This window comes from Bacteroidota bacterium (genome assembly GCA_030017895.1).
GTDB lineage: Bacteria > Bacteroidota > Ignavibacteria > UBA10030 > BY39 > JASEGV01.
In genome coordinates this window covers 1-12547 of the sequence record JASEGV010000080.1, presented here as the reverse complement: position 1 = coordinate 12547, position 12547 = coordinate 1, and the positions used below count along the sequence as shown (strand labels likewise).

Genomic DNA, 12547 nt, shown 5'->3' with positions numbered 1-12547 from the left:
TATGTTACGCTGTTTCTATCTATCATTTTTACCCACTCACTTCCACGATGAGCCTATTTTTATTGCTGTATTATTTTTTACTTTACAAACACACGGTTTTAATAAAAGTCCTTCAGAATCTAAATCTGTAGCCGCTATCCGATTGAATCAGCCGTTAAAAATTGACGGAAAATTAACTGAAGGACTTTATCAGTCTGCCGGCAGGACTGATTTCACACAGCGCGAACCAATTGAAGGAACAGCTCCTACGCAAAAAACAGAATTCTGGATTGGTTACGACGACGCTGCACTTTATATCGGGGCTAATCTTTTCGATACTTCTCCCGATTCAATTGTCAAAAAGCTTGGCAGGCGAGATTCGTTTGTAAAATCGGATTGGTTTTTATTTTCAGTTGATTCATATTACGATAGGCGTAACGCTTTCTTCTTTGGAGTTAATCCTGCAGGTTCAATTGTGGACGGAACTTTTTTCAACGATAGTTGGGACGACGATTCTTGGGACGGAATTTGGGACCGAGCAGTTTCGATACATAACAACGGTTGGTCTGTTGAAATCAAAATTCCATACTCTCAGCTTAGGTTCAATAAAAAGCAAGAACATGTTTGGGGATTAAACGTTGCAAGAACTATTGCACGAAATAACGAAGAAGTTTTTTTTGTGATGGTGCCTCGCAAAGAAAGTGGTTTCGTTTCGCACTATGCCGACTTAACAGGAATAAAAGACATTGACCCACCAGCACGCTTCGAAATTTTACCTTATGTAAATACGGGGGGCGAGTTCACAGAAAATTATACTAAAGGCGACCCGTTTAATGACGGGAGTAAGTTCACAAAAAATGTTGGTGCCGATTTTAAAATTGGTATCGGCAATAACCTGACACTCGATGCCACAATTAATCCTGATTTCGGACAAGTAGAAGTAGATCCGGCCGAAGTAAACTTAAGTCAATTCGAAACTTATTATAGCGAAAAACGCCCTTTTTTCATCGAGGGTGCAAACATTTTTAGTTTTGGGTCGGGTGGAGCAACCAACAATATGAGTTTTAATTGGATGAACCCTCAATTCTTTTACAGCAGAAGAATCGGGAGAAAGCCCCACCGTAACGATTTGCCGGCATTTAACAACACCCCAACAGCCACATCGATACTCGGAGCTGGAAAGTTAAGCGGAAAAATCAACGACGAGCAATCAATCGGTTTACTTGCTGCTGTAACCGAACGCGAATTCGCGAGTATCTCAGAAGGCGGACATCGTTACAAACTTCAGGTTGAACCGCTGACTTTTTACGGACTTGCACGCACTCAATTTGAATTCGAGCAAGGTCGCTACGGCTTGGGTTATTTACTCACTTCTGTTGAAAGAGATTTATACGATATACAACTTAAAGATATTTTAAACAGGCGGTCGTATTCAGTCGGAACTGACGGATGGGTATTTCTTGATGACAAAAAAACCTGGGTTACAAATGGATGGGTAGGATTTACGTATGTTAGTGGAAGCAAGGAAAGAATTATGACACTCCAGAAATCGCCACAACGTTACTTCCAACGCCCCGATGCAAAGCACCTAAATTTGGATAGCAACGCGACCTCACTTGCAGGTATAGGCAGCCGTTTTACAGTTAACAAAGAAAAAAATAATTGGATATTTAACAGTGCATTCGGATTTTTATCGCCATCGTTCGAGATTAATGATTTAGGTTTTCAAAACCGTGCTGATGTTTATAATGCACATATAGCAACAGGCTATCGATGGTATGAACCGGATATTTTTTTCAGAAACAAATCGATACTCGTAGCAACTGCACGTAACTATGATTTCGATGGGATTAAAACTGCAGAAATTTATTTCCTGAATATTAATGCAACTTTTCTAAATTATTGGGGATTCGGCAGTAGCTTTTTTTATGGAGGAGGTTCCACCGACACACGCAGCACACGCGGCGGTCCAAGTATGCACGCACCAGCAGGTTATACAATTAATTTCAACTGCCGCAGCGATTCGAGAGAAGCTATTTCGTTTTTCTTCTTCACAAGTGTCAATAATAACGAAGCCGGAAGTAATAGTTTTTACATCGAACCAAGTGTTGAATGGAAACCATTGCCTTCAGTAAACTTCAGCTTCTCGCCAAACTACAATTCTAATTTTTCGTTCTCACAATATATTACACGAAGAACAGATGAATACACACTGGCAACCTATGGCAGGAGATACATATTTGGTGAACTCAATCAAAAAACATTAGCCGCAAATGTGCGTTTGAATTGGACTTTTACACCTACATTAAGTCTCCAATTATATTTGCAACCGTTAATATCTGTTGGAAAGTATTCACGCATCAAAGAGCTTGCACGTGCCGGCAGCTATGATTTTAATGTTTATGGTGAGAATGGTTCAACTATTGCGATTGATGAAAACGGACATTATGTAATAGATCCGGATGGTGTTGGGTCAGCGTCGACTTTTACAGTTAGCAATCCTGATTTCAATTTCAAATCATTACGCGGCAATGCAGTATTGAGATGGGAATATTTACCCGGTTCAACATTATTTTTTGTATGGACACAAAGCCGGGAAGACAACACTGACCCGGGAAGCATGAAATTCGGAAGAGATTTTTCCAACCTTATGGATGCAAATGCCGATAATATTTTTATGATAAAAGCGACTTATTGGTTTAGCTTGTAATTTCAGAATTCGGCTGATATTTTTATTCGTTAACAATTAAACTTCCGATTTTAATCTCAGAAGTCTTTCTACTATGCTTATAGACTTAATGAGCGTGTTGAAATGAATGAAAATGGCTTTGCGAGGAGCGAAGCGACGAAGCAATCTCGTATTTTGAGTTGATTTCGAAAGTGAGATTGCTTCTACACGCTCTTAATAACTCTTCAAAACATCATACACATTTGGTAATTTTGGGTCGGTTTTACCGCCGCCTGACCACTCGCCAGCTTTCGCTTCCACCCCTCTGAAATCGCCAATTCCTGCTCCACCGTGGTCGTTTTGTCCGCCAATTAATACTGTGAACCGCCATTTTTCGTCAGGAATCCCAATATATTTGTGTGGTATCGAGAACTCGATAGTCCCCGTCGAAATATCTCCCAACGGATTTAATACATCATTATCAACAGGAATGTATTGAGCTAAAATTTTTCCATCAGAATTATCAACGCGAATACCGCCCCCAACATAAATTATTTTCTCAAATGCTAACGCGGGTTCAAGTTTAAATTGGGAGTTCATCCCAACATCCATTTTACCTGAATTTGTAATACCATCCTGATCAATCGCTATTGCCGCATAAGTTAGTTGAAAGCCATACTCCGGATGCCAGCCCGGATCAACTAATTTCTTAAACCTCAATTTAAAATAAACATTATCATTATCGTAACTAACTTTGAAATTTACTATATCCAAAATTCCTTTATGAAAATTTGGATTGAGAGGATACGTATAATTACCATTTCCATTATCGTCGCCAACCGCATCATCGATATCAATTAAATTTTTTGTTGAACTATTTGACTTTTTGATTTCAGAATTGTTGAGCAGCGAATATTGAGGAGCCCGCATCACAGGATATTCATCTAACATCAGTGGTTGTGCAAATTCCATTTCGTTAAAAATATTTTCGTAAGGAATCGGCTGATATAAAATATCGATAGTTGGTCGTGTAGTTTCAGGATTTATTTTTACGAGTGTTTGTCCGGCTTCGTCAACCGTTGCAATAAAATCGGAATTTGGGTGAATCACCGACTTAATTTTAGCAACCTCATTTGAAGTCATTCGTTGCTCTAAGTTAATAGTAATCGGCTTTTTAGTATTTACACTTGAAATTTGCACCGAATACCTTTCTCTTTTCGCAACCGACAGTACAAACGATTCATCACCGAATTTGATCATTGCTTCGATGCTTCCAAGCTTCTCAGGCAACCGCGGTGTTATATTCACGATTCGATTATCTTTGAAGTCGAATTTTACACCTATAAAATCCTGATAAATATTTCGGATGAATTCCGCTAAGCTCCAGGCTTGCGTAAAGGTTCCGGAGACGTCCGGTTCAATTGCACCCTGACGTGGATGTGCATCTAAAAGTTCTGATATTGTTCCAACCGCACCACGATTCATTATTTGATGAACTAAATTGCCGGTTAGCTGAAATGCTTTTTCCTGTTTTTCAAATCTGCACAACTCCGAAACCACTTTCCCGCTCAACCAAGTCCAAACTGTGCCTTGATGATACGCCGCATCTTTTACATAGTAAGGAAGATTTTGATGATACGGATGAAATTGTTCATCGAACTGATTGAGAGAACCAACACCATAGACGTATGTAAGATTCGTTACCACATTAGCCAAAACATTTGCCCGCGTTTCGTCATTCAAAATAGGTGCACAAAAGATTTGATTCGAACGATGTTTGGGATCAGCGGTTCCATCAGCATTCAAGTGGTCGTAAACTGCATTATTTTCTGGTGAAACGAAAACTTGATTAAAATTATTTTTTAATTCTTCCGCAAGTTTTACCCATTTATTTGCGAGTTTATTCTTCTTCAACAGTTTGGCAAACTCAGCCCCTGCATGTAATTGTTGGTACCAAAGTGCCTGAATATCATTAGCACGATCGCCTCGTGGTGTCCAGGCGCCATCAGGTCCGACTGCATCCATCCATGTTTCCTCGTCGCCGTGAAGTAAAAATATATTTTTGTCGGAGTGATACTTTAGTGTTCCTTCGATCGACCTCTCGATAACGGGAAATATTTCTTTTACAAAATTCTTATCTCCGGAATATCTGTAGTAATCGAGCGCAGCAATAACAAAGCGAGGTGTGCCATCGGCAGTGTTGTACGATTTGTGTGTGGTTGTTATAATGTTTGGAATTCTGCCATAGTTCGAGTTGGTTTTGTCTTTTTCCTGAAACGCAGCAAACGAAGTTAGTATTTTACGGGCTTCTCTAAAATTTCCTGTAACGAGGGAAGTACCCGGAAGCGATATGAAAGAATCGCGCCCCCAATAATTGTTAAACCACGGAAGCCCTGCGAATATCCCTTTTGTTACCTGATTCATAATCAAAGCATCCATCGAAATTTTTGCCCACATTAAAGCACGGTCGAACCTTTCGTTTTGAGTTTTGATGCGTGTTTCACGAAGCAATTTTTCCATTCGCTCTTTTCTTTTCTCAATTAGCAAGTCTGAATTCAGAAGCGAGTGTTTTAATAATTCAATCGTTCCTTTTTTAGAATCACCAACACCAATTACCAATTTGAAACTAATTTGTTGCCCGCTGGTTACCACACCCGCCGGCGAATAATCTTTTTCAATTTTATATTCATCAGCAATGCGATTTAGTTGAGTGTTCAAAGTAATTCCTAACCAAACCGGATAGTCTTCTTTCACAGTTCGCTTCAAGTGATTTTTACGAGCGATCAAAAGAACGTTATCAACAAAATCAATTTCGTAATCAGTTTGCCTTTTAAAATCGGAAAGGAGCGGGAATATATTTACCAAAGAGGCATTCGGCAAGTTTACGTCGATTAATAACACCGGCACACTGTCCAACAAAGTAACCATTTCGGAAGCGCCGTTTTTATATTTTCTAAATAGTTGGTGAGGGTAAACAAGCGTCGAAGCAGTATTTTTTTTATCCATTTGTAAATCACAGGCGATTATCAAATAATCTTCTAAAAATTCGCGAGCCATTACATTAAGCCCTTGCCAGCTCGATTTATTTCTATCGTTAGTTTCGCCGTAATAAAAAGCCGATTCTTTATTCGTAAAGCTAAATTCTCTCGACATCTTTTTAACTTCGATTGCAATTTGTTCGACTAATGGAATTTCGCCACCGTTGACGATGTGAGTCAACAACAGAATAAATAGGATGATATGTTTTTTCATTTTTTAATTTCCTTTCCAAAAAAATATTTTAGTACATCATCGAATCGTGCTTGCCAGTTCGTCCAGTTATGCCCTTCAGGATATTCAGTGTAGTTTAGTTTAATTTTCCTCTCGATTAATAAAGCTTTAGCGATACGCGAAACTATTTTTGTATCGTTTAAAGTTCCGGTATCGATGTAAACGTTGATGTCTTTGAATCTACCTTCAGCAATCATTTCGATGACAGAAATATTCGCTTGTCCATAAGCAGGCGATTGTGCAGCACTGTTTTTAAAAACATCCGGTCGTTTGTAGGAAGCAAAAGTTGAAATCAATCCACCCATCGAAGCACCCAATATCAACCTGTCGTTCGCTTCAGTTGAAACGGAATAATTTTTTTCTACAAAAGGAACAAGTTCATCGGTAAGAAATTTCAGATAATCTTCGCTCGCTGAATAATCAGTCATTCGCATATTTGTTTCAGGATTTATTAGGTCGGTACGGGGATCGATAAATACCCCGATTACAGGTTTTATAATATTATTTGCAATCAGATTATCTAAAACGTAGTTCATTTTTCCAATGGATAAATACTCACCGCCATCGTTCACGTAAACGGTTGGTAAATTTTTCATCAGCTTTGTAAAAGGCTGATAAATTAAAATCGGATGAGTGCGCTTTAAAATTTTACTCTCAAACCAAATCGTATCAATTTTTCCGTGAGGTATTCCGTCGTCGTATTCGATTTCTGTTGGTGGAGAATACTGCGGCATCCAAACATCCGAATTAAATCCGAAACCGCCAGGCGCCTTACGATGATTCAATGGATCGAGCATCCAAACACTATCGACCCAAATTTTATATTCAGCACGACCGGCAACATCAAGCGTATCAATACGAAAAAACAAATTTGTACCATCGACTTTTTGCATTAACGATTTATCGATATTCCATCCGTTCAACTCGCCGGGAGCTGCGGCAATTTTCGCGTTCCCTCGATAGACAAAATAAATAGACTCCTTTTCAACGACTGGAATTTTGTTGTTCGAAAGGTAGTTCGTAATCATTGCAGCTTTTTGAAGACTGTCGGTTTCTGAGTTAAGCAAATTTATTAATTCGGTAAATTTTTGCTGTCCGAAAGATGTTGAAGTTATGATGAATAGAAGGAGTATTACTTTATTTATCATTTTTGTATGCCTTATATTTTCAAAAATATAGGGTTTTTCGGCAAATTTAACAAGCTATTTGAAAAAGGTGTTGGAAATGTTTGATAAGTTTATTAGTTTTCCCAGTGAAAATTAACAAAACAAAGGAATAACAATGGAACATATTGAACAAACTCAACAACCCGCAGCCCAAACCACATCATTGATGGATCGCATCACGAATGTTTTCGCTTCGCCTTCTGAACTTTTCGACGAAGTTGCAGTAAGTAAAGTCAAAACAAGTTCGTGGCTCGTGCCGATGATTCTTTCTATACTAATGGGATTATTTATTGTCGTTGCACTCTACTTCAACGATTCTTTGCGTTCACAAATTTTTGATAAGCAATCAGAAAAAATGCATGAGCTTGTTGAACAAGGAAAAATGACCCAAGAACAGGTCGACCAATATGTTGATGGAATGAGAAACAGCGGCCCCGTAATGTTTGTTGCTATCGGCGGAGGTTCGGCAGTTATAATGACTGCAATCATTTTTTTTGCTGCAACATTGATATTTTGGTTAGTTGCAAAAATTGGTTTAAAATTTTCAGGACCTTACACCAAAATGTTAGAGGTGTTTGGACTAACAAGTATGATTGGATTTTTAGGTTCGGTTGTTGCAATTATTTTTATGTACATATTCGACTCGATGACTGCCACCCCGAGCGGTGCATTTTTTATTTATCAGGATTTTGATGTGAATAATAAATTACACTTGTTGCTTGCACAATTTAATATTTTTACTATCTGGCAGATGGGAATTTTAGGAATTGGAATTTCGAAGATTTCTAATAAATCGTTAGGTGCCGGACTTGGAGTTGCCTATGGTTTATGGATTTTGTGGGTACTAGCTTCTGTAATGTTTGGATTAGGAATGAGATAATTAAGTACAAAATTAAAAAGCCCATGGAAAATAAACACATGGGCTTTTAAGGAGTACGATGAAACAAATTAATTAAAACAGATCGTTATTTGATAGAAATAAATTCCTGAAGAAAGTGTAGATGCATCAAACCGAGATAATTTTTGGGGATAGCCCAACCTCGTCAGGATTACTAAAACTCTTTAATTCAGCTTTTTCCATATTGTACTTCTTACGATTTTTATTTGTTGATTATGCCGCAACCCTTTTAGGGCGTTTCGGCTAAAGTTTATTAATATTTTACACCAATTAGCTTTCCTATATATCCAAGAACCTTAACGGCAAAATCCGGTGGGTTTATCGCAATTATGTCATTTCGGTAATTGCTCATCAATACCCCCAAATATAACTTTGCTTTCAAGTTCATTTTAAAATCTTTTGTCCTGTTTCCCGTTACTTTATCAAGTACCTTACACACATCCTCAAAATACTCTTCCATCTTCAGGGCAGGTTGGTGAGTGTTATAAACAGTTACTATTTTATCTGTCGGATTTCTGAAGGCATGTGTTACTCCTATTGGGACTGTAAGTTTTTCCCCCTTTTTTGCAGGCAACCATTTGTCTTTTACAAAGAACTCCATTTCGCCCTCCAATATCTCGTAAGTTTCGATGGCATTTGGATGGATGTGAACCAACGGATCTTTCATGTTGCATCCGGGAAATAATTCCCAATGTAAGTCTAATGACTTCCCGTCTGTATCAGTCCCATTTTTCAGAACAGTAAATTTCATGCCCAACTGAGTCATATCAAGTATTTTATTATTTGCTTTCATATTGGTAGTAGTGATATTTTTTTCATCACTGCCTCGACTCTTCTCCTTTGAAAGGCTCATCTAAATACTTTTCTACAATTGCATTAAAAAGGGCAGGATTGTTTTTTGTTACATAATGGTTTTCACCGGTTAGGATGCACAGATTTGCTTCAACAATATTCTGGTAAATAAAAACAGTATGTTCTTCACGAATGATATCTCTGTCTGTTGACATCACTAAAACCGGACATTTAATTTTGTGTAAATCATTTGCTGATATATCCGGTTGAAATTCCATTAAGCGATTTCGCTGTTGTATTACTTTCCAATTTTGACTTGTATCCTTTTTTGAAATCATACGGTCAGCTTGATTACTGTCTTTTTTAACTTCATTATAAAAAAAAGGATATAGGGCGGTTGTATCGGGAGTCAGGTTTGCCGCAAATGATACCACTTTTTTCACTTTATCCGGATAATAAATTGCCATCAACAACGCAATAATGCCACCATCGCTTCTTCCTACAACGTAAGTTGAATCAAGATGCAATGAATTTAAAATAGCAACGATATCTTTTGTCATTTGGATATAAGTAAGGCTGTCTTTTCCAAGTTCACTTTTTCCTCTACCTCTGCAATCCATAACAATTACTTTGTACTTCTTAGCGAAGCATTCAATTTGCGGTTTCATATAAGCAATATTGCCACCGTTTCCGTGGATCAATACAAGAGGAGCCCCTTCGCCGTATATTTCAATATATATTTTTGCACCATCTACAGAAATATATTTTCCAGCATTGCTATTATTTCCATAAGGGATTGCTCCTGAGCCAGATTGTGCCTCAAGAGATTGCGGGAGAAGTATATTTAGCAAAAATAAAATCGCATAAATATTGGGATTATATATTATCAACTTTTTCTTCCAATCGTTCAATCGTTTTTTTTGCATTTGCTAATCTGATTGATTTATTTTTTTTCACCAATTTCTTTGTCGTCCAATCTTCTAACCGGTGATGCAGTGGAACAAGCAAAGCTGCAATACAAACTAAAGCCAACAGCATAAAGACAGGTGAATGTTGTGTTATCCTTCCTAAAAACGGATGCAATAACAAATTAAGAAATTCAAAAACAAGCAATAAAGCAATTGCGCCGAAAAATGTAATAAGTTTGGTATTGGCGATAAAGCTACGGCTGAGTATTAAATATATGATGATGAAAGTAATGATGCTAATGGCAATTAATGCGTATTGAATATTTTGTTTCCGCTGTTCTTCCTCTTTAGCTTGAACAACCACCAATTCCTGCCGACGGGCATCTTCTTCAAATGTCATCAATTGGGTTTGTTGAATTGATTTGATGTTAAACAAACTGTCGTTTGCCATTTTATGCATTTCAGAATATTTAAACGCGCTGTCTATATTGGTATTTCTGTAAATATCTGTAAGCAATTTTGAAGGTTTAATAACCATTGTGGCGAATGCTGTATTTTGCACAGCGGAAATTGCTTTTTTGGAATACATTATGGCAGAATCTTTTTGGTTTGCATTAAAATAGTATTCCGCAATTGCAGTGTAAGGAATGTTAATGTACTTGGGAGAATCAATTCTATAACCTTCTTCTACCGCTAAATTCAAATAACTTAAAGCGAGCGTTGAATTGTTAAGTTTAGCCTGTATGCTGCCTAATTGACCATATATTCCACCTAAATAATCTCTAATCCCCGTGCTCATACTGAGTTCGTATGCCTTCTGCGTGTATATCAATGCCGAATCCATTTTGTTTATGGTTAAATAAATTTCTCCCATGTTCATGTTGGCAAGAATAGTAAAAATGTTTACTTCTACACGTGATGCGTTTTCCAATGAAGCCGCATTGTATGCTATTGCTTTAGGATAATCTGCAAGGTCTAAATAATTAGTGGCAAGCCCTAAATTTATAGTAGCTTTCAATCTGTCATCGTTGGATTGTTCAGCTACTTCATTTGCTTTTAAATTATATTCTAAACTTTTTGCTGTATTTCCAAATGCCCTGTAATCATATCCTAAACATCCTAAACCAAGGACCTGACAAACCTTGTCGTCATATTTTTGCCCATGCAGTAAAATTATTTCAGCATTATGCATGTCTAAAACAGGGTTTGTTTCAGAAACAGTTAAGACGCTAAAAGCTAAATAAAAACGAATGCTGTCGTTTTTTTCTCCTGTCAGTTTATGTAAGATTGTTTCCAGATTGGGAGTTTGAGCAAAAGTACTGTGCAAACTCATACAAAAAAAGAAGATGTATAATATTTTTTTCATAATTAATTTATGTTGTCAAAGTTAATTTTTTGCAATCACATCACCTTATACACCTCCAATTCAATTTCTATCATAAACTCCGGTAAAGCTAATTCTTTCACTCCAAGCCATGAGCCAGTAGGAAATTGCTTTGTGTAAATTGAGTTACGGTAAGCCGAGTGTTTAAGAAACTCGGGCATATTGGTAGTAAAGACATTTTCAACGACTACATCATCGAAATTGCAACCATAGTGTTTCAACACCTTGTCCAAATCGGAGTAACAATTCTTCATTTGTTGCAATAAATCTCCTTTTGCCGTTGGGTTCCCGGCATCGTCCATACTAACGGCGCCTGAAATCTTGATGTCGTCTCTAATTCTTACAGCGTGTGAATAACCATAGGATTTTTCAACTTCTGGACGTAAAAGAAAATACTCAGGTGCTTCCGCCTTTACTATTGTTTCAGTAACTTCTTTTGGGGCTTCATTGCAACTTTGCGTTGATAGAGCTAAAATAATACAAACTGCGAACAGTATTGCTGAACTTGAAATTATAAAAACCTTTTTCATTCTTTTTCCTTTTTTTGTAATCGTTATTATCGGTTTCAAAAATTCTATTACTGTACCGGAATTTTGACTGGAGTTAGCAAAGCTGCCGGCTCATCAATTGCGAGTTGTTCAGCTTCCAATATTGTTACTTTCTTTAAGTGATTATCGAAATGAATGTACCTGATCAATATAAGCATGACCGAGGCAAAAACAACAAAAGTCAGTATGACATACTCCCAGCTCAGATATGACTTTAGGGGACCAAGCAATGCCGAGCCCGCCGAATGTCCTAAATTTGAGATAGCCATATAAAGTGTGAATTGTGTTGCCGAAATTCTCTTCCAGCAAAGCTGCATGGCTGTTGCAAAAACGGCGATGGTCATAAAAGTCTCGAGAACAAAGAAACCTCCAAAAAAACCATATATCATTGTCTCATGATGCCAGTAGCTCTTCATAAAAGTCATGGCGAAAGCGAGTCCAATTAAAAACAGCAAATAAATAGTCATCATCCTAACTTTTCCAAAAAAGTCGATTAAGGCGCCTGCCACAAACATACCGAGAATTCCGGAAACCAGGTTGGCAGTTGCAAATATTTGTGAAAAATGAGAGTCAGTCCATCCGAGTTCCTGCACTGTAAACACAGGTAATAATGCTCCTATCAATCCTCTCCCCATCGAAAAACTAAAAACTGCCACACCCATTATAATACTTACACGCAAGAAGAACACTTGATACAGACTTTTTAAAATATCTTTCCAGCTACTCAATTGCAGCTTAGCCGAAACTTCTGAGGAGTTTCCTTTAGTCCATGGCAGTATTTTTTCACCGGGTCTTTCCCTGAAGAAGACCGGTATCAACATTATCAATAAAACAATGCTTGAGAATAATGTAATTGCATAAAAGAAACTGTAAGTATTAATTAAGGGCGGTTCCAAAAATTGACTTATTGAATACTTTTTTTGTATATTTAAGA

At 37.5% G+C, this 12547-nt stretch carries 9 protein-coding genes; 2 read left to right on the top strand and 7 right to left on the bottom strand.

Going from position 1 to position 12547, the window contains the following annotated elements:
• Positions 1 to 2689: DUF5916 domain-containing protein (locus QME58_12260; protein ID MDI6804597.1), on the top strand; the 2689-nt coding region annotated here is incomplete at its 5' end.
• 192 nt (positions 2690 to 2881) lie between these two features.
• Here QME58_12260 and QME58_12255 read toward each other — a convergent pair.
• Together QME58_12255 and QME58_12250 are read right to left on the bottom strand one after the other, a co-directional pair.
• The gene (locus QME58_12255) at positions 2882 to 5899 is read right to left on the bottom strand and encodes an amylo-alpha-1,6-glucosidase (protein MDI6804596.1); all 3018 of its coding nucleotides are present in this window, start codon (positions 5897 to 5899) and stop codon (positions 2882 to 2884) included.
• Entirely contained in the window at positions 5896 to 7065 is a 1170-nt protein-coding gene (locus QME58_12250; protein ID MDI6804595.1) for an alpha/beta hydrolase-fold protein, read from the bottom strand. The genes QME58_12255 and QME58_12250 overlap by 4 nt, the downstream gene beginning before the upstream one ends.
• A gap of 133 nt (positions 7066 to 7198) precedes the next feature.
• Between QME58_12250 and QME58_12245 the strand changes: the two genes are divergently transcribed.
• Positions 7199 to 7963, top strand: a complete 765-nt coding sequence (locus QME58_12245; GenBank protein ID MDI6804594.1) for a YIP1 family protein — start codon at positions 7199 to 7201, stop codon at positions 7961 to 7963.
• Between the two features lie 271 nt (positions 7964 to 8234).
• Here QME58_12245 and QME58_12240 read toward each other — a convergent pair whose 3' ends face one another.
• The 5 genes from QME58_12240 to QME58_12220 form a co-directional block, all read right to left on the bottom strand.
• Entirely contained in the window at positions 8235 to 8834 is a 600-nt protein-coding gene (locus QME58_12240) for a cupin domain-containing protein (protein ID MDI6804593.1), read from the bottom strand.
• Positions 8800 to 9663: an alpha/beta hydrolase gene (locus QME58_12235; protein ID MDI6804592.1), complete on the bottom strand. Its 864-nt coding sequence runs from the start codon at positions 9661 to 9663 to the stop codon at positions 8800 to 8802. Before QME58_12235 ends, QME58_12240 begins: the two co-directional genes overlap by 35 nt.
• The gene (locus tag QME58_12230) at positions 9650 to 11047 is read right to left on the bottom strand and encodes a tetratricopeptide repeat protein (GenBank protein ID MDI6804591.1); all 1398 of its coding nucleotides are present in this window, start codon (positions 11045 to 11047) and stop codon (positions 9650 to 9652) included. Before QME58_12230 ends, QME58_12235 begins: the two co-directional genes overlap by 14 nt.
• A 35-nt stretch (positions 11048 to 11082) precedes the next feature.
• Positions 11083 to 11595 (bottom strand): RidA family protein, encoded by a 513-nt coding sequence (locus QME58_12225; GenBank protein MDI6804590.1) that lies wholly within the window; start codon positions 11593 to 11595, stop codon positions 11083 to 11085.
• Positions 11596 to 11642: 47 nt separating this feature from the next.
• The coding region (locus QME58_12220; protein ID MDI6804589.1) for an MFS transporter at positions 11643 to 12547 on the bottom strand (905 nt) is incomplete at its 5' end.

Bases quoted from the DNA above. Each gene is read 5' to 3' on its own strand.
- QME58_12255 (MDI6804596.1), bottom strand. From the start codon at position 5,899: ATGAAAAAACATATCATCCTATTTATTCTGTTGTTGACTCACATCGTC.
- QME58_12250 (MDI6804595.1), bottom strand. From the start codon at position 7,065: ATGATAAATAAAGTAATACTCCTTCTATTCATCATAACTTCAACATCT.
- QME58_12245 (MDI6804594.1), top strand. From the start codon at position 7,199: ATGGAACATATTGAACAAACTCAACAACCCGCAGCCCAAACCACATCA.
- QME58_12240 (MDI6804593.1), bottom strand. From the start codon at position 8,834: ATGAGCCTTTCAAAGGAGAAGAGTCGAGGCAGTGATGAAAAAAATATC.
- QME58_12230 (MDI6804591.1), bottom strand. From the start codon at position 11,047: ATGAAAAAAATATTATACATCTTCTTTTTTTGTATGAGTTTGCACAGT.
- QME58_12225 (MDI6804590.1), bottom strand. From the start codon at position 11,595: ATGAAAAAGGTTTTTATAATTTCAAGTTCAGCAATACTGTTCGCAGTT.